This is a genomic window from Cystobacter fuscus DSM 2262 (assembly GCF_000335475.2).
Classification (GTDB): domain Bacteria; phylum Myxococcota; class Myxococcia; order Myxococcales; family Myxococcaceae; genus Cystobacter; species Cystobacter fuscus.
This window is the reverse complement of record NZ_ANAH02000069.1, coordinates 1-16,810: the sequence shown is the minus strand read 5'-3', so window position 1 is coordinate 16,810 and position 16,810 is coordinate 1. Positions and strand designations below refer to the sequence as shown.

The following is a 16,810-nucleotide window of genomic DNA, read 5'->3' as shown; positions in this document are numbered from 1 at the left end:
GCTCCGGCCCGGGCGGGGGAGGGAGCCTTCTTCGAGGCATCCTCCCGCCGCCCGGTGTCGTGCGGTGGCGGACCCTTCACCGGGCGGTGAACCAGGCCAGCGCCTCGCTGGCGATGTCCTCTGGCACGGTGTGGGGTCCGTCGAACTCGCGGTAGAGCACCGTGTAGCCCGCTCCCTGCACTCGCGGGACGATGCGCCGGCTGCACGGCCCGATGCGCAGCACCTCGTCCTTCACCCCGTGGGAGATGAAGATCCGGGGCTCGCCACGCTGCGCCGCCGGGGCGATGAAGCCCGGTGAGAACGCCACCACGTGGGTGAACAAGTCCCCATTGGTGAGGCCCAGGGACAGTGCATACGACGCGCCATCGGAGAAGCCCTCGAGGGCGATGTGCCTCGGGTCCACCGCGTAGCGCTCGAAGACATACGCCAGCGCCCGGTCGATGAAGGCCACGTCCTGCCCGTAGTTGTCCTCGGCGATGATGTCCCACGTCGGGCCCCGGGACTCCGGCGCGAGCAGCAGGACCCCCGCCTCGTCCGCGAGCTTCTGCCAGGGACTCAATGCGTGGCGCCCGTTGCCTCCCGCGCCGTGCAGCATCACCACCAGGGGCACGGGCCGATCCTCCCGGTACTCCTTGGGCACGTAGAGGAGCCCATCGCGCCTGGCGCCGAGCTCCAGCGGCCTCAGGCCCCGCTCGGGCGCCTCGAGCGTGGGCGGATGGGGGCGTGCGCGCAGCTGGCCGGTCTTCGTTTCGTCGGGCGGGGCTTGCGCCCGCGTTTCATTGCTTGCCATGTCCTTCGATTCCTTCGCGGAGCTGACTCCACATGCGAGCAGCAGCACGGCTCCGGCTCCGCCCATCCAGGCGAAGACGGCCCGAGTCCCTCTCCGCGCACTACGGATAGGGGGTTCATGTCGTCCCTGTCTTCGTCAGGCCGTCCGGCGCGAAGGTCCGTGAGAGCGGGTCCCCGCCTCACCGGCGCCACCTGAACCCTGGGCAACACCTCCGGCCCCGCGCCTTCCTCCCGCGCGAAAGGGGCTCGCTGGTCGGGGAGGCGGCCGGACGAGCGGAGCACTGGATGACATGCGCGGGGGGCGGACCGCACCTTGGAGCAGGAGGTTTTCACAATGGCCGACGAGCCCATCGAGAGGCAGCACCAGCGCGAGCGGGAGCAGGAGCGCCAGCGGTTGCGCGAGCAGGAGGAGAAGGATTTGAAGGTGGAGGCCAGCCGGGGGTCGCGCCCACTGGAGGGCTTCGCGGGGGGACACACCACGTGGACGGGTGCGCAGGACGACCAGGCCGCCGCGCGGGTGCACGCGGGAGACGCCGAGGAGTCCTGGCGGGCCAGTGAGCGTCAAGCGCGTCTGGAGCCCGAGCCCGAACGTCGCGACGAAGACGAGGATGCGTAGGGGCGGGATGGGGTGAGGGTGTCACCGCATTGTCCCGTGCATGGGACAGTGTGTGCAGGGGTTCCGTCTTATGGGTGAAGTGTTCGAGATGTATATCCACTTCACCGGTCGCTGACCGGGGGGCCAGTCCAGCGGGCCAGCCCCTCTCCATCGGGGTTTCGTACACCCCGCCCAACCCTTTCGTTGACGCCATCACCGCGCATCAAGCGCACACAGAGGACAAGACCATGAGCAAGCCCTACAGCCGTCTCGACATCAACAACGCGGCGGTTCTGCTGGTGGACCATCAGGCCGGTCTGCTGTCGCTGGTCCGTGATTTCAGCCCGGACCAGTTCAAGAACAACGTGCTCGCCCTGGCCGACCTCGCGGCCTACTTCAAGCTTCCCACCATCCTGACGACCAGCTTCGAGGACGGCCCCAACGGTCCGCTGATGCCGGAGCTGAAGGAGAAGTTCCCCAAGGCGCCCTTCATTCCGCGCCCCGGGCAGATCAACGCCTGGGACAACGAGGACTTCGTCAAGGCGGTGAAGGCCACCGGGCGCAAGCAGCTCATCATCGCGGGCGTGGTGACGGAGGTCTGCGTCGCCTTCCCGACGCTGTCGGCCATCGCGGAGGGCTTCGAGGTGTTCGTCGTGACCGATGCCTCCGGGACGTTCAACGAGGTGGTGCGCCACTCCGCGTGGAACCGGATGTCCGAGGCGGGCGCGCAGCTCATGACGTGGTTCGGCGTCGCCTGTGAGCTGCACCGCGACTGGCGCCGGGACGTCGAGGGTCTGGGGACCCTGTTCTCCAACCACATCCCCGACTACCGCAACCTGATCACCAGCTACAACACGTTCAAGGCGGTCAATACCGCGCCCAAGGCCATGCCTTGAGGAGGACGCCCGGAGTCAGGGCCGGGGAGCGGGTGGCTCGGCGGCCCTACGCGGCTGGATCAGGGGCCAGGCCCGCTTGAGGGTCACGGCGGTGGAGGCGGCGAAGGCCGCCTTCACGCAGTCCCCGGGGAGGAAGAGCAGGGAGCCCCACGCGGCCTTGGGAAGCGGCAGCCCCGCGGAGGCCGCCAGCCAGGGGATGCCCACGGCGTAGATGACGCCGATTCCCCCCAGCACGTTGATGGCGAAGGCGAGCGGCACGGACAGCCGGTGCCAGGCGCGCTCGGTGAGCCAGCCGATGACGAAGGCCGCGGGGATGAAGCCCACGAAGAAGCCGCCCGTGGGTCCCGGGTAGACGGCGAGCCCGCCATGGCCTCCGGAGAGCAGGGGCAGCCCCGCGGCCACGAGCAGGTGGAAGAGCAGCAGGGACAGGCCCGCCTTGCGTGCTCCCAGCGTGGAGCCGGCGAGCATCACGCCCAGCGTCTGCGCGGTGATGGGCACCGGGATGACGGGCAGGGCCAGGGGGGGCAGGAGCCCCAGCGCGGCCACGAGGGCGGCGAACAGGGCGACATGGACGAGATCTCGGGTCTTCACGGAGGCTCCTCGGCGTCGAAGCCGCGCGCGTCGATGGCCTCGGCGAGCGCGTCGGCGGTGCGCAGGGTCTTGACGAGCAGGGGGACGAGCACGGCGAGGGGGTGGTGCTCCAGGCCGCGCGCGCGCTGGGCCTCGCGCACCTCGTGCACCCAGGTGGCCACCAGGGGGATGAAGCGCAGGGTGAGAGCGAGCAGCAGGCCCAGGCGCGCGGGACTCACTCCGAAGCGGGCCAGGGGCCGCAGGGCACGCTGGAGTGTGTCGAGCTGATCCGAGGCGCGCGTCGTGAGGGAGACGAGCATCGCGAGCAGCACCAGCACCGCGAGCCGCAGCACGGCCCGGGTGGCGGTGTCCCAGCCGGACAGCACCCCCTGCAGCAGGAAGAGCGGCAGGAGCACCCAGGCGGACAGGGGGAGCACGAAGGCGAGCTCGCGCGGGCCCAGTCGCGCGAGCGCGTAGAGGCCGAGGGTGGTAGCGAGCGCCGTGGCGAGCACGGGTGGCGAGGAGAAGAGCAGCAGGGCGATGGCCGCCCCGAGCAGGCCGAGCATCTTGGCGCCCGCGGGGGTGGCATGCACGGGGGAGGCGCGGTGGACGTAGAGGCCGAGGCTCACGCCATGCTCCGCACGTAGGCGTCGAGGGCGGTGGCGGGCACGTCGTCGTGGACGACCCGGCCCTCGTCGAAGACGAGCACACGCTCGAAGTCGCGCAGCAGCTCCAGATCATGGGAGACGACGATGGTCGTCTGGGGCAGCTCGTGGATGGCCTGGGCGAAGCGGCGCCGGTTGCGCAGGTCCAGCAGCGTGGTGGGCTCGTCGAAGACGATGTAGCGCGGCGCCATGACGAGCACGCCGGACAGGGCGAGCAACTGCTTCTGGCCGCCACTGAGCAGGTGGGCCGGATGGTGGCGCAGCGCCTCCAGGTCGTAGCGGCGCAGGGCGGTGGTGACGCGCTCGGCGATGTCGGTGGGGGACAGCTTCAGGTTCTTCAGCCCGAAGGCGAGATCCTCCTCGACGGTGGGCAGGACGATCTGATGGTCCGGATTCTGGAAGACGAAGCCCACCTGGCGGCGCACGGCGCGCGCGTGCGTGCGGGTGTCGAGCCCGTCCACGAGCACGCGGCCGCGCTCGGGCACCAGCAGGCCATTGAGCAGCCGCGCGAAGGTGCTCTTGCCGGAGCCGTTGCCGCCCACCACGCCGATGCGGCGCTCGGACAGGGTGAGGTCGAGGCCCCGGAGGACGGGGCGCTCGCCGAAGTGGTGGTGGACGGCATGAAGCTGGATCATCGCGGCGACGGAAGGCCGCACTCTATAGCGCCTTTTGGGCGCCAGGAGGGGATGAGGCAGGGGGTTCAGGTGGGCGAGGAGGCGAGCCGCACGACCATCTTGCCCGTGTTCTGCCCGCGCAGCAGGCCGATGAAGGCCTCGGGAGCCTGCTCGATGCCGTCCACCACGGTCTCCTCCAGGGACACCTTGCCCTCGCGCAGCCAGCCGGACATGTCGCGCAGGAAGGTGGGGAACTGGTCGCGGTGGTCGGAGACGATGAAGCCGCGCAGCGTCAGGCGCCTGCTCACGGCGAGAAAGAGGTTGCGCGGGCCGGGAGGGGGAGTGGTGGCGTTGTACTGGGAGATGGCGCCGCACAGGGCGATGCGCCCGAAGTTGTTCATCTTCCCGATGGCCGCCTCGAGCTGCTCGCCGCCCACGTTGTCGAAGTAGATGTCGATGCCCTCGGGGCAGGTGCGCTCCAGGGCCTCGGCGGTGGGCCCGGACTTGTAGTTGAAAGCCTCGTCGAACCCGAGCTTCTCGCGCAGGTGCTTCACCTTCTCGTCCGAGCCGGCGCTGCCCACCACGCGGCAGCCCTTGAGCCTGGCGATCTGCCCGACGAGCCCGCCCACCGCTCCCGCCGCGGCGGACACGAACACCGTCTCCCCCTTCACGGGCTTGCCGATGTCGAGCAGGCCCACGTAGGCCGTGTGGCCTGGCATGCCGAGCACCCCGAGGTAGGCCTGGAGCGGCGCCAGCTTGGGGTCCACCTTGGCGTAGCCCTTCGCGTCGCCCACGTTGTACTCACGCCAGCCGCCATTGCCGACGACGAAGTCGCCTTCCTTGAAGTCGGGCGAGCGCGAGCGCAGCACCTCGCCCACGGCGCCTCCATCCAGGGCCTGTCCGAGCTGGAAGGGCGGAACGTAGGACTTCGCGTCGTTCATCCGGCCCCGCATGTACGGGTCCACGGACATGAAGTGGTTGCGCACCAGGAGCTGACCCTCCGCGGGCTCGGGGAGGCTCACCTCCGTCAGCTCGAAGTTGGCCCGCGTGGGCTCGCCCTGGGGGCGGGACTTCAAGCGAATCTCTCGTCCCTTGTACGCCTTGGTCATTGCTGTTCCTCCCTGTGTGGGTTTCCGTCCGCGTGCCCGATGCCTCGTCCGGGACGCGGGCGGTTGGATGCCCCACGGCGTGGGATGCCTCGCGGAAATGCCACTCAAGTGAGCAGTAGTGGGCAGTTGGTGGCAGGAGGGATGCCTGTGCGCCCCGCGTCATTGCATGTTCCAGACTTGAACCGTCCATCAGGTGCGCTGAGGTCGAGTGCCGGTGGAGCGTCTTGGTGAAGGGTCGAACCCGTGACTTCACGCTGCTCGCCGCTCACTCTGGGTGTAGCCTCTCTAGAAATGCCGGTGGACGAGCGCCAACGCCTCGAAGCCCTGACTCGCTCGGGGCTTCTCGATACTGCTCCCGAGCCCGATTTCGACGACATCGTGCGGCTCGCCGCCGAGTCGTGTGGAACGCCCATCGCCCTCATCAGCCTGTTGGACCGGGAGCGGCAGTGGTTCAAGGCGAACGTGGGCCTGGAGGGGGTGGAAGAGACGGATCGGAACATCTCCTTCTGCACCCATGCCATCGAGGGGGAGAGTCTCTTTCTCGTCGAGGACGCGCGGGCGGATGCGCGCTTCGCCACCAACCCGCTCGTCCAGGGGTTTCCCTTCATCCGCTTCTATGCGGGCGCCCCCATCCAGACGGAGGATGGCTACAACCTGGGCACCCTGTGCGTCATTGATCCGCGGCCCCGGACGCTCAGTGACTCCCAGCGTCACATCCTGCTCGGGCTCAAGCGGCAGGTGGAACTGTTGCTGCGCCTGCGCGCCCAGATGCAGAAGATGCGGGAGCACAACGAGGAGCTGGAGCGGACCCAGGAGAAGATGCGCCAGCTCAACGCGACGCTCGAGGCGGAGATGCGCGAGCGCCAGCGCGTCGAGACCCGGCTGCGCGAGAAGCAGGCCCTGCTGCGCAGCATCCTCACCCACATTCCGTACTCGGTGTTCTGGAAGGACCGCAACAGCGCCTACCTGGGCGCCAATCCGCAGTTCGCGCGGGACATGGGCGTGGCGTCTCCCGCGGAGCTCATCGGGAAGACGGACTTCGAGCTGCCCCTGCCGCGCGAGCTGGCCGAGAAGTACCGCCGGGATGATGCCGCGGTGATGGAGTCCGGCGTGCCCAGGCTGTCCTTCGAGGAGCCCCTGCGGCTGCTCGGCGTGACGGAGGATGCCTGGGTGCTCACCAGCAAGGTGCCTCTCAAGAACGAGGATGGCTCCGTGCGGGGCATGGTGGGCATCTACGCCGACATCAGCGAGCGCCGACGCCAGGAGGCGGCGCTGCGCGAGGCCAAGTCGCTGCTGGAGCGCTACGCGGCGAGCCTGGAAGCCCAGGTGCTCGAGGCGCACGAGCGCAACAACTACCTGATGGAGCACTCGGGCGAGGCCGTCTTCATGCTGCATGAGGACGGGCGCGTGCTGCACGTCAACCCCGTGGCGGAGCGGCTGTTGGGCATCTCCGAGGAGCGTCTGCGGGGCACGGTGCTCGAATCGCTATGCCTGGAGAACGAGCGCGAGACCCTGCGCCAGGCCCTGAGGGATCTGCTCGCTTTCGGCACGGTGCGCCTGGAGAACCAGGGCCTGCGCTCGGCCTCGGGAGAGCGCGTGGTGCTGAGCATCACCGCCTCGCTCCAGGTGACGGGAACGCAGCGGCGGATGCTCCTCGTGGGCCGGGACGTCACCGAGAAATGGCGGCTGGAGCAGCAGTTCATCCAGAACGAGCGGCTCGCGTCCATGGGCGCACTGGCGGCGGGTATCGCCCATGAGATCAACAACCCGACGGCCTACGTGCTCTCCAACCTCACCTATCTCCAGGAGTGCCGTGACGAGCTGGAAGCGACCCTGGCGGCGATGCCGGGGCTGCCGCCGCGCGTGGGGGAGACGCTCACGGAGGTGAAGGACATCCTCGCCGAGTCCCTGACCGGAGGCCGGCGCATCCGGGACATCGTGCGCGACATGCGCTTCTTCTCCCATACGGCGGGCGAGGAGGTGGCGCCCGTGGACCTGCATGCGTGTCTGGACGTCGTGCTGCGCATGGCCCACGCCGAGTTGAAGCACACGGCGCGGGTGGAGAAGCACTACGCGAGCGTGCTGCCGCTCGTCCCCGCCAGCGAGGGCCGGCTGAGCCAGGTCTTCCTCAACCTGGTCATCAACGCCGCGCACGCCATGCGCTCCGGGACGCCGGCGCACAACCTGCTCCGGGTGAGCACCGGGGTGGAGGGAGATTGGGTGCGCATCGACATCGCCGACACCGGCACGGGCATCCCCCCCGAGGTGTTGCCCCACATCTTCGAGCCCTTCTTCACCACCAAGCCCGCGGGCGCGGGCACGGGGCTTGGGCTGTCCATCAGCCAGTCCATCATCCAGAAGATGGGGGGAGAGATCCGGGTGCGCAGCGAGCTGGGCCGGGGCACCACCTTCGTCCTGCTCCTGCCGGTGAATGGCCGGGGCACGAGCGAGCCCGCACACGACTGAGAGGGAGGCCGGGTGTCCGCCAGGAACATGGTGTTGCTGCTCTTCACGGCCGTCTGCTTCGCGGGGGGCGGCATCTTCATGAAGCTCTCGGAGGGGGTCTCCCGCCCCCTGCCGACGCTGGCCTTCCTGGGGCTCTTCGTGCTGGGGGCGGTGCTCCAGGCGCTCGCGCTGCGCCAGGCGGACCTGGGCGTCGTGTACGTGGCGGTGCTCGGACTGGAGGCGGCCCTGACGCTCGTCTTCAGCGTGGCGCTCTTCCACGAGGGCCTGTCACCCAGGCGGCTGCTGGCCGTGCTGCTCATCCTCTGCGGCGTGGCGTTGCTGCGCGGTGACTAGGGGGCGTGGTAGAGGGGCGCCCGTCCCATGTCCGAGCACAAACCCCTGCGTCTGCGCCAGCTCTCCGCTTCCGTCTTCTCCACCATGGACGAGGCGCGCCAGCGCAAGCTCGCCACTGGCGCCGACGTCCTCAACCTGTCCATCGGCAGTCCGGATCTGCCTCCCGCTCCCCATGTCATCGAGGCCCTCGCGCGGGCGGTGCGGGAGCCGGGCCATTACGGCTACCCGCTCAAGGATCTACCGGCCTTCCGGGAGGCGGTGGCGTTCGCCTATCAGCGCCGCTTCGGCGTGACGTTGGATCCTGGCACCGAGGTGCTGGGGTTGACCGGTTCGCAGGAGGGCCTGGCCCACCTCACCCAGGCGTTCACGGATCCCGGAGATCTCGTGCTGGTGCCGGATCCGGGCTACCCCATCTACACGGCGGGGCCCGTGCTGGCGGGGGCGCGGCTGCATCCGGTGCCCTTGAAGGCCGAGCACGGCCACCTGCCGGACCTGGAGGCGCTGCCGGAGGACGTCAAGCGGCGTGCCCGGCTGTTGCTGCTCAACTACCCGAGCAACCCGCTCGCGGCCATCGTCCAGCCGGGGTTCTTCGAGAAGGTGGTGGCCTTCGCGCGCCGCTACGGCACGGTGGTGTTGCATGACGCGGCCTACAGCGAGCTGGCCTTCGACGGGTACCGGCCGCCGAGCTTCCTGGAGACGCCGGGCGCGCGGGAGGTGGGCCTGGAGTTCAACTCCCTGTCCAAGACGTACAACCTGGCGGGAGCGCGCATCGCGTACGCGGTGGGCAACGCGCGGCTGCTGGGTCTGCTCGCGGAGGTGAAGGCCCACCTGGACTATGGGCTGTTCCGTCCCATCCAACTGGCCGCGGTGGCCGCCCTGACGGGGCCGCAGGAAAGCGTGGTCGAGCTGGCGGCCACCTACCAGCGGCGCCGGGACGTGCTGGTGGACGGGCTCGTGCGCGTGGGCTGGGACGTCCCCAAGCCCCGGGCCACCATGTTCTGCTGGGCACCCATCCCCCGGGGATTCGAGTCCAGTCTCGCCTTCTCCATGGCTCTGCTGGAGCGGACGGGGGTCACCGTGGTGCCCGGCAGTGGCTTTGGCGCGATGGGCGAGGGCTATGTGCGGCTCGCCCTCGTGCAAGGCGAGGAGCGCCTGGCGGAGGCCGTCGAGCGGGTGGCGCGCTCGGGCCTGCTGGCTCACGCGAGCATGTAGCGGTAGAGCACCTCGGCGACGCAGGCCGGCTTGGGCTCGCCCTCGATCTCGATGGTGGCGATCAGCAGGGCTTCGACCCCCTTGGGCAGCTCCTTGATCTCCTTCAATTCGAGCGCCAGCCGGTAGCGGGCGCCGGACTTGAGGGGGGCGGGGAAGCGCACCTTGTTGAGGCCGTAGTTGAGTACGAGCGAGAAGCCACGCACCTCGAGGGCCTCGAAGATCAGGCCGGCGATGCGCGAGACGGTGTAGTAGCCATGGGCCACGGGCACGCCGAAGGGCGACTCGCGCGCGCAGCGCTCGCGGTCCAGGTGGATCCACTGCAAGTCACCCGTGGCCTCGGCGAAGCGCGCGATCTCCGCGTCCGTGAGCGTCTTCCACTCGGAGTTGCCGAGCTTGCGTCCCACCGCCGCTCGCAGCGCTTCGAGTCCCTCGATGATGATGGTCTTGTCCGACATGGGTCGTGATCCCTTTCCGTGCACTCGGGTGGATACAAAGCAGAGATGGACGCTTCAGGCACCGCTATTTTCTTTAGGAGTGTCCTGGCGTCCGGTTTGCGGTTGGAGGGGCAGATCGAGGATGAACGTGGCCCCCTGAGCGGGTCCGTCGCTGCGAGCCAGCAGCGAGCCGCCCATTTCCTGGGCCGCCAAGGCGCTGGAGTGCAGGCCGAAGCCGTGTCCGCCCTCGCGAGTGGTGAAGCCATGTTGGAAGATTCGCGTGAGCATCTCGGACGGGATTCCCACCCCATTGTCCTGCACGGAGAGCTGGATCCGCTCGGCGTTGGGGCGTTGCAGTCGCACGGTCACACACCGCTCCTGCTCGGGTACGGACTCCACGGCGTACTTGGCGTTGCTGATGAGGTTGACGAGGATCATCAACACCTTGTGCTTCTCGGTCACCACCGGGGGGAGCGCTTCGAACTGGCGTTCCACCCGGACGGAATGCCGGCCGAGCGCGGCATCGTTGATGCGCAGGGCATCCTCCACCAACTCCGCCAGGTCGACCGGCTCGTAGATGTGCTGGGGATTCCGGGCGTACTGCTGCTGCAACTTGACGATGGCGCCGATGTGCTCGGTGTACCGGTTGACGTCGTTGAGCAGGGCATGGATTTCCTGACGCTCCTCCTGCATGTGCTTGCCCAGCTGGCTGAGGAAGGGCAGTACGCTGCGGCCGCGCTCGTCCTGGGTGAGGAAGGTCGCGAGGTCTTCCTGATGCGCCTGGAACAGGCCCACCACGCGCTCCACGCTCTCGAGCTTCAGCCCCGCGAGCCGCTCACGGGCCATCAGCGCCGAGGTGTGCACGCTGTTGAGCACGTTGCCCACGTTGTGCAGGACGTTGGTGGCGACCTCGGCCCGGCCCACCTGCCGCGCGGTGTCGACCAGTTGCCGATGGACGGCCTGGAGCTCCCGGGTGCGCGACTCCACGCGCTGTTCCAGCCCCTCGTTGGCCTGCCGCAAGGCCTCCTCTCGCCGTTGGAGCTCACTGGCCATGCGCTGGAACGCGTGCGCGAGCCGCCCCAGCTCGTCGCTGCGGGAGAGATCCAACCCGACCTGGAAGTCACCGCCCGCCAGCTGGTCGGTGGCCTGGGTGAAGGCCAACAGGGGGCGGGAGATCTGCTGCTTGAGCACCCAGTACATGATGCCGAGCTCCAGGAGCAGCGACAGCACGCCGAACGCCAGGATGTAGCGCGCCACGCCCAGGGCGGTCGAGGAGACGGCGTGTTCGGGCAGGATCGTCACGAAGATCCACCCGGGCCCCTTGAGCGGGGCCGTGGCGGCGTACTCATTGGATTCGGGCAGGCGCTTGATGAGCTGCTCGGGCGAGCGTCGGATGGCCTCCAGGATGGACTTCACGTGCTTCTGGTACGGGGCGGGGTTGAACTCGGCGAGCGAGACGCCTGACGCGCCGGTGTTCATCTTCATCGCGGGGTGGGCGAGCAGTTCCCCATTGTCGCGCAGGAGCATGTTGTAGGCGCTCGGCAGATGCTCGTTGATGGTGCGCTCGAGCAACTGTTCGATGAGGATGTCGTGGGTGAGGGTCGCGGTGTGCTGGCCGTCCAGATCGACGGGCGTGGAGGCGGAGACGGTCCACGTGTGGGCGACGGGGTCCGCGATGATGCCGGTCCAGACGGTCTGGCGGAGTGGATCCTTCTCGGGCGTGCTGAGGGCGTAGAAATCGAACTCGTTGACGTTGAACGAGGGCGTGGCGTCATGGCACCAGGTGGGCTGGGCTGGCCAGTAGAGCACCACCGCGCCGCCGGGAAACGAGATGTACGTGTCCGTGAAGCGCACGTGGAAGGCGGGACCGTACTGCGAGAGCACGTCGTAGGCGGCCAGGAGCGAGCGCTGCAACCGCGCGTCGACGTTCAATCCCTGGGGGATGAAGAGACAGGGCATCCGGGTGCCATCGAAGCCCTCGAGCCGGCTGCGGGTCGACCCATCGGGCAACTGGACGAACAGCCGGTCGAACGGCGCGCGGGGATCCTCCTGGCGCCAGAAGCGCACCCGCTCCTCGAAGACCTGCTTGAGCAGGGCGTGGTTGTCCTGGGCGAGCACGAAGATGGCCTGTTCGCGCTGCACGCGCTCGAGAACGCCGCGCTCCAGTTGGACGAGCGTTTCGGTGCGCAGGGCATTGAAGATGTGGAGGTAGCTGAAGAAGGTGGTCAGCGCGATGATGATCGCGATGCGCACGCCCATGTGGATGAGCGTCGAGCGGGCCAGGGAGGAGGGCGGGGGAGCGGAGGGGGGCGGGGGCATGGAAGAGGATGGGCGTTACCCCCAGGGGGGTGCATCTGCGGGGAGTCGCGCCGGGCTTCGGGGCCCGGCGGCTCCTGGACGTGGCTTAGGGCTCGTCGCCGTCGAGAACCCCATTGAGGTTCCGGTCAATCCCGATGCGCTGCCCAGCGCCGGGAGGGACACAGGTATAGGTGAGGGCGCCACGGGTGATGGAGACGAGCTGGCGGAGGGCTGCTTCGGAGAGCGGAGGCAGGGCCGCGTGGTCGGGCTTGAACCCGCCGTTGCGCAGGTAGAGGAAGCCCACGGGCCTGGAGGCCAGTTGTCCCTTGGCGACCAGATCGCACTCCCCCACATGGGCGCGCGCCATCAGCAAGTGGAGGCGGGCGAGCGCCTCGGCCGGGGAGGCATCCGTGAGGGTCACCTGCTGGCCGACGATGGGAGCGAGGTTGCTCTCGAAGGCGAGCATGTACAGCTCCATGTTCGCCTTGGCGGCGAGCCCCTCGGGCGTGTTGGGGATGCCGGCGGGGTTGTCGGGGCTGCGGTCGAAGCCGCTGTTGAAGCGGAACAGGGTGGGGATGGCGCCATCGCTGTTGAAGCCGAAGCCGCGGATCTGATCTCCGAGGAAGGGATCCGCGGGCTGGAGACCGAAGGGGAAGCCGGCGCCGAACATGCCGACGCGCTGGTACATGTTGCGCAGGTGGGGCACCTTGGGGAACAGCGGCTCGGCGTCGAAGGACGAGCTGCCGTTGGTGCCGAAGAAGCCGGCGAAGGCGCCTTCCTGGGGGTTGGCGGTGGGGTCGAGCTGGTGGCAGCTGCCGCACGGACCATGGAAGAAGCTGGTGGTGTCGAAGAAGAAGTCGCTTCCCGCCTGCTGCTGGGGGGTGAGGGAGTTGTCCAGGTTGCGGACGGGGTTGGGCGGGTAGGTGATTTGGAGGACGAAGTCGGACAACTGCTGCATCTCCGCCGGGGTGAGCTGGGCGGAGCGTCCGAGCAGATCCATGAAGGAGGGGTTGAACTTCTTGAAGGCCGCGGCCTCATCGAGCGCACCGCTGTTGGGTTGGGCGTTGGGGGTGTCGTTGCCGCCGGTACGGTCGCCGCGCCAGTGCATGGGCCCGTGGTTGGCCATGCCGCGCAGGCTCTGGGTGAGCAGGGGGCCCTTGAGCGGATGGAAGCCAGGATCCTGACCAAAGGTGGGGTCGGTGCCGAACTCAGGCAGCACGGGCACGATGGGGTTGGGGTTGTTGGCCACGGCGGCATCCGGGTTGCCGAGGTCCCAGGCGAGGCTGTCGAAGTCGCCGAAGATGTGGCAGCTCGCGCAGGACGAGTCGCCGTGGCTGGAGCTCCTCCTGGCGTCGTAGAGGAAGGGGCGGCCGGCCACCACGCTCGGCGGCTCGGGGTTGAACATGGGCAGGTGGGCGATTTCCTGCTTCGTGGCGGTGTTGACGACGGAGATGGCGTTGTCGAAGCGCGTCAGCACGTACATGCGCCCGCGAGCCTCATCGAGCACCAGTCCCGTGGGGCCGCCGCCGCTCAAGGGGATCTGGTTGGTGGTGCCAGGCACGAAGGTGTCGGCCTCGAGCGCGGCGGTGGAGTAGACGCCGATTTTCGAGGAACCGAACGCGGCCACGTACAGGGTGGTGCCGTTGGAGCTCACCGCCATGCCGAGCGGCTGGGCGAGGCTCTTGTCGTTCTCGGCGTTGGGAAGGGCGGCGCAGCAGGCGGCGTAGTTGATGTGCTTGTTGAGGTGCCTGGGCGCGACGCCCGAGGAGCCGAGCACCGAGATGCGGCTCTCGTGCAGGTGGCCCCGCAGGCTGCTGCCGGCGAAGGTGCCCGGCCCCTCGAAGCGCAGATCATTCCGGGCCTCGGTGTTGCTCACGTACACCTTGCCGCTCACCGGGTTGACGGCCATGTTGAACAGGATGGTGCCCACGCCGGAGTAGAAGCCGGACGAGCCCGCGAGCTGCGCCGGAGGATTGGCGGTGGCATCGATGACGAACACGTCCTTGTCCGGCAGGGAGAAGCGCACCTTGTCGGTCCAGGAGCGGTTGAGCACGTCGCGCCAGTTCGTGCCGTCGAACTTCACGAGCACGGAGACCTCGGGCCCCCGCAGCCCCTGGAAGTTGACGTTGGGGCCGGGAACACCGCCCACCGCCTCACCGCCATTGGGCACGAGGCTCTCATGAATGACCGAGCTGCGGTTGCCCGAGTGGAAGACAGCGGCGTAGACGCGCGAGCCATCGGGCGTCACCGCGAGCGCGCGGGGCGTGTCACCGAAGAGGGTGAGGATCGAGAGCGGGTCGCCACCGAGCGATGCACCTGTCCTGTTGGCATCGAAGACCCAGACATCGGCCCGGCCGATGCCCGGCGTGGTCAGCCGAGGGTCGAAGGGCACGTTCTGACCGCGGTGGGCGGCGGTGATGAAGGCGCGGCTCCTGCCCGGTCCGGCGAAGACGATGTCGCGAGGCTCGTCACCGACGAGCAGGGTCCGTACCACGGCGCCGTGGGTGTTCCTGTCGTCGAGCCGCACGATGCTCACGCTGTCGGACAGGTGGTTGACGACCCAGACCTCTTCATCGCTCCGGGCGGCGACCGCGACCGGCTCGAGGCCGACGGGAATCGACACGAGTGGCACGAGACCCGATGACTTGAGCTGGAAGACCTCGAGGCGGTTGTCGGGGGTATTGACGGCGTAGAGGAACCGGCCGCTGGGTGACAAGGCGAGGGGTCGCACCTGCCCGCTCTCGAAGAGGGTGAATGGCGCGGCGGAGGCCGCGGTGCTCGCCGCCATGAGCAGGAGCCACGTCACGGCGAGGGCTGCTTGCGACACGACAAGAGGAACAGCCTTGATGCGAGCTACCATGCGGCCACCTCGCGGGGGTCGAACCGTAGGATTTCGGGGACAGTGAAAAGACGAAGATACACTGATTCACCGAGCGCTCGATTCCATGGCGGGTCAGCGGGGGGAGAGTGAAGCGCCTTGAGCCGGTGGTCGCTGTGCCCTAATGATGAAGGCCGTCGCGGCTTCGAAGGACCTTCCCCACGAGACGTTCGACCCACGAGCGCACCATGCATCGCACCGTGCTGAGCATCTTCTTTTTACTGTGGGTCCTGTCGCCGGGGATGGCGCGAGCGGAGGACGACGTCCTGACGCGGTTCCGGGATTGGTTCTCGGGCATTGGCAAGCCGAAGCCCCCGGTGGAAGAGGACCTGGGGGCGCGCAATACCTTCACCATCAATCCCCTGGCGCTCTCGCACTCACAACTTGGGATCGAGTACGAGCGGGCCTTTGGCCGCGGCTTCTCGTTGTACGTGGCGCCGGAGTTCGCCTACGGCCGCACACCGGAAACCTGGAGTCTGGGTTTGTCGGGGACCCTGGGTATCCGGCTCTTCGTGTTGGGCACTGCGCCGAGTGGCATCTACTTCGGCCCCGAGCTGAGCGCGAACTACCAACTTCGCTCCCAGGATCGGGTGCGACGCAGGGGGATTGGAGTGGGGCTGGGCGGGAGCGTGGGCTGGACGCTGGTGTTGTTCAATCGGTTCACGCTCGCCGCGGGCTTCTCGGCCCAGTACCGATCCATTCCCGACCTGGAGTCCCCGGCGGGGGAGGGTGCACTCCGGGTGGAGATCGTGCCCACGCCTCGTCTGGCATTCGGCGTGGCGTTCTGAGGCCACTCACGCGTCGCGCACGAGCTTGCCGAAGGGGGCGAGGGCGAGCAGGGCGAGCTTCACGTGCTGGATGGCGAAGGGGATTCCGATGAGGGTCACGGCGAGCCCCAGGGCGAGCCCGATGTGACTCAAGAAGATCCACACGCCAGCGACGACGATCCAGAAGACGTTGAGCACACAGCCCAGGGGGCTGGCGCCTGGCACGTCGACGATGTCCTTGCCGAAGGGGAACAAGCCGAGTCCGGCGAGCTTGAAGCACTGCACCCCAAAGGGGATGCCGACGATGGTGAGGCAGAGCAGTAGCCCACCGAGTAGGTACTCGAGCGCGATGATGAATCCACCACCGAGTACGACCCACAGGAGATTGAGGAGCAGTCGCATGGAGTGGGAGCTTATCGCGTGGGTGTACACGGGGCGATGGTGGCGCACATGGACGCGCGAGCCCTGCAAGCGCTCGTTTCCATGCCTGCAGCGAGGATGAGCCCGGAACGGTCGAGATGCTGTGTTCCCCAACCTCCTTTCCAATGCGCGGGTGGAGTTGACTCCCCGAACGAAGGTGTTAGAAATCTCAGCCCCTCGGCAAGGCGACATCGCGCAAGCGACATCGCGGTGACGACTGGGAGAGAAGGGCGAAATAGAGAGTCGACGAAGCAGTGTTGACTCGAGACGCGGCGGTGGTAGAAGCCGCGTCCCCTCGAACAGGAAGGCGAAACCGCGCTGGCGGTGGGACACCTGGACGAGAAAGACGAAATACCGAGTCGACGAAGGGATGTTGACTCAAGACGCGGCGGTGGTAGAAGCCGCGCTCCCACGAACCGGACGAAGTCGCGCAGGCGACCGAAGGCGGAGAGCGGGGATGAAGGAGTCGACGAAGGTGGTTGACTCCCCTGGGACGAGGCGATAGAAGCCGCGCCCCCTCGGACGGAAAGGCGAAACCGCACTGGCGGTGGGAACCTCTGGCCGAGCGAAGCACAACAGAGCGAAATAAGAAGTCGACGAAGCGGGGTTGACTCGAAACGCGGTGGTGGTAGAAGCCGCCTCCCCCGAAGCGAAGTTGTCACGCAGGTGACAAACAAGCGGCGGGCGGGAAAAAACGAGTCGACGAAGCGAGTTGACACGACGGGCGGAACGGCAGTAGGTTCCGCGCCCCCACGGAAGAGAAA

15 protein-coding genes are annotated in these 16,810 nt (G+C 68.1%); 6 read left to right on the top strand and 9 right to left on the bottom strand.

Annotation, left to right across the window (positions count from 1 at the left end):
* Positions 1 to 76 precede the first annotated feature (76 nt).
* The gene (locus D187_RS44895; protein WP_020918710.1) at positions 77 to 790 is read right to left on the bottom strand and encodes an alpha/beta hydrolase; all 714 of its coding nucleotides are present in this window, start codon (positions 788 to 790) and stop codon (positions 77 to 79) included.
* A gap of 333 nt (positions 791 to 1,123) precedes the next feature.
* Here D187_RS44895 and D187_RS44890 point away from each other — a divergent pair, with 333 nt between their 5' ends.
* On the top strand, positions 1,124 to 1,405 hold the full coding sequence (locus D187_RS44890; protein WP_002628401.1) for a hypothetical protein: 282 nt from the start codon (positions 1,124 to 1,126) through the stop codon (positions 1,403 to 1,405).
* Positions 1,406 to 1,632: 227 nt separating this feature from the next.
* Complete coding sequence (gene ycaC, locus D187_RS44885) at positions 1,633 to 2,280, top strand: isochorismate family cysteine hydrolase YcaC (protein ID WP_002628403.1); 648 nt, start codon at positions 1,633 to 1,635, stop codon at positions 2,278 to 2,280.
* Between the two features lie 15 nt (positions 2,281 to 2,295).
* On the opposite strand, the gene D187_RS44880 is transcribed toward ycaC, so the two are convergent.
* Genes D187_RS44880 through D187_RS44865 form a run of 4 tightly spaced genes read right to left on the bottom strand, consistent with a single transcriptional unit; the run spans position 2,296 to position 5,238 of the window.
* Positions 2,296 to 2,871 carry a biotin transporter BioY gene (locus D187_RS44880; protein WP_002628405.1) on the bottom strand — a complete coding sequence of 192 codons (576 nt, stop codon included), beginning with the start codon at positions 2,869 to 2,871 and terminating at the stop codon, positions 2,296 to 2,298.
* A complete protein-coding gene (locus tag D187_RS44875) occupies positions 2,868 to 3,479 on the bottom strand; it encodes an energy-coupling factor transporter transmembrane component T family protein (RefSeq protein WP_002628406.1) in 612 nt (203 codons plus the stop codon). Before D187_RS44875 ends, D187_RS44880 begins: the two co-directional genes overlap by 4 nt.
* On the bottom strand, positions 3,476 to 4,171 hold the full coding sequence (locus D187_RS44870; protein ID WP_002628407.1) for an energy-coupling factor ABC transporter ATP-binding protein: 696 nt from the start codon (positions 4,169 to 4,171) through the stop codon (positions 3,476 to 3,478). Before D187_RS44870 ends, D187_RS44875 begins: the two co-directional genes overlap by 4 nt.
* A gap of 44 nt (positions 4,172 to 4,215) precedes the next feature.
* Entirely contained in the window at positions 4,216 to 5,238 is a 1,023-nt protein-coding gene (locus tag D187_RS44865) for an NADP-dependent oxidoreductase (RefSeq protein ID WP_002628408.1), read from the bottom strand.
* Between the two features lie 291 nt (positions 5,239 to 5,529).
* Between D187_RS44865 and D187_RS44860 the strand changes: the two genes are divergently transcribed.
* Genes D187_RS44860 through D187_RS44850 form a run of 3 tightly spaced genes read left to right on the top strand, consistent with a single transcriptional unit; the run spans position 5,530 to position 9,249 of the window.
* Positions 5,530 to 7,704: a PAS domain-containing protein gene (locus tag D187_RS44860; protein WP_002628409.1), complete on the top strand. Its 2,175-nt coding sequence runs from the start codon at positions 5,530 to 5,532 to the stop codon at positions 7,702 to 7,704.
* A gap of 12 nt (positions 7,705 to 7,716) precedes the next feature.
* On the top strand, positions 7,717 to 8,037 hold the full coding sequence (locus tag D187_RS44855) for a DMT family transporter (protein ID WP_002628410.1): 321 nt from the start codon (positions 7,717 to 7,719) through the stop codon (positions 8,035 to 8,037).
* Positions 8,038 to 8,064: 27 nt separating this feature from the next.
* Complete coding sequence (locus tag D187_RS44850) at positions 8,065 to 9,249, top strand: aminotransferase class I/II-fold pyridoxal phosphate-dependent enzyme (protein ID WP_002628411.1); 1,185 nt, start codon at positions 8,065 to 8,067, stop codon at positions 9,247 to 9,249.
* On the opposite strand, the gene D187_RS44845 is transcribed toward D187_RS44850, so the two are convergent.
* The 3 genes from D187_RS44845 to D187_RS44835 all read right to left on the bottom strand — a co-directional run bounded on the left by D187_RS44845 (position 9,234) and on the right by D187_RS44835 (position 14,841).
* Complete coding sequence (locus D187_RS44845) at positions 9,234 to 9,704, bottom strand: MaoC family dehydratase (protein ID WP_002628412.1); 471 nt, start codon at positions 9,702 to 9,704, stop codon at positions 9,234 to 9,236. The two genes, D187_RS44850 and D187_RS44845, sit on opposite strands and share 16 nt — an antisense overlap.
* A gap of 54 nt (positions 9,705 to 9,758) precedes the next feature.
* The gene (locus tag D187_RS44840) at positions 9,759 to 12,002 is read right to left on the bottom strand and encodes a sensor histidine kinase (RefSeq protein WP_002628413.1); all 2,244 of its coding nucleotides are present in this window, start codon (positions 12,000 to 12,002) and stop codon (positions 9,759 to 9,761) included.
* Between the two features lie 85 nt (positions 12,003 to 12,087).
* Complete coding sequence (locus D187_RS44835) at positions 12,088 to 14,841, bottom strand: beta-propeller fold lactonase family protein (RefSeq protein WP_002628414.1); 2,754 nt, start codon at positions 14,839 to 14,841, stop codon at positions 12,088 to 12,090.
* 206 nt (positions 14,842 to 15,047) lie between these two features.
* On the opposite strand from D187_RS44835, the gene D187_RS44830 reads away from it, so the two are divergent.
* Positions 15,048 to 15,647, top strand: coding sequence for a hypothetical protein (locus tag D187_RS44830; RefSeq protein ID WP_002628415.1), 600 nt, complete (start codon positions 15,048 to 15,050; stop codon positions 15,645 to 15,647).
* Positions 15,648 to 15,653: 6 nt separating this feature from the next.
* On the opposite strand, the gene D187_RS44825 is transcribed toward D187_RS44830, so the two are convergent.
* On the bottom strand, positions 15,654 to 16,028 hold the full coding sequence (locus D187_RS44825; RefSeq protein WP_043435028.1) for a YccF domain-containing protein: 375 nt from the start codon (positions 16,026 to 16,028) through the stop codon (positions 15,654 to 15,656).
* Positions 16,029 to 16,810: the final 782 nt, after the last annotated feature.

Coding starts and splice junctions, on each gene's coding strand:
- D187_RS44895 (WP_020918710.1), bottom strand. CDS start 790: ATGGCAAGCAATGAAACGCGGGCGCAAGCCCCGCCCGACGAAACGAAG.
- D187_RS44890 (WP_002628401.1), top strand. CDS start 1,124: ATGGCCGACGAGCCCATCGAGAGGCAGCACCAGCGCGAGCGGGAGCAG.
- ycaC (WP_002628403.1), top strand. CDS start 1,633: ATGAGCAAGCCCTACAGCCGTCTCGACATCAACAACGCGGCGGTTCTG.
- D187_RS44865 (WP_002628408.1), bottom strand. CDS start 5,238: ATGACCAAGGCGTACAAGGGACGAGAGATTCGCTTGAAGTCCCGCCCC.
- D187_RS44860 (WP_002628409.1), top strand. CDS start 5,530: ATGCCGGTGGACGAGCGCCAACGCCTCGAAGCCCTGACTCGCTCGGGG.
- D187_RS44850 (WP_002628411.1), top strand. CDS start 8,065: ATGTCCGAGCACAAACCCCTGCGTCTGCGCCAGCTCTCCGCTTCCGTC.
- D187_RS44845 (WP_002628412.1), bottom strand. CDS start 9,704: ATGTCGGACAAGACCATCATCATCGAGGGACTCGAAGCGCTGCGAGCG.
- D187_RS44840 (WP_002628413.1), bottom strand. CDS start 12,002: ATGCCCCCGCCCCCCTCCGCTCCCCCGCCCTCCTCCCTGGCCCGCTCG.
- D187_RS44835 (WP_002628414.1), bottom strand. CDS start 14,841: ATGGTAGCTCGCATCAAGGCTGTTCCTCTTGTCGTGTCGCAAGCAGCC.
- D187_RS44830 (WP_002628415.1), top strand. CDS start 15,048: ATGCATCGCACCGTGCTGAGCATCTTCTTTTTACTGTGGGTCCTGTCG.
- D187_RS44825 (WP_043435028.1), bottom strand. CDS start 16,028: ATGCGACTGCTCCTCAATCTCCTGTGGGTCGTACTCGGTGGTGGATTC.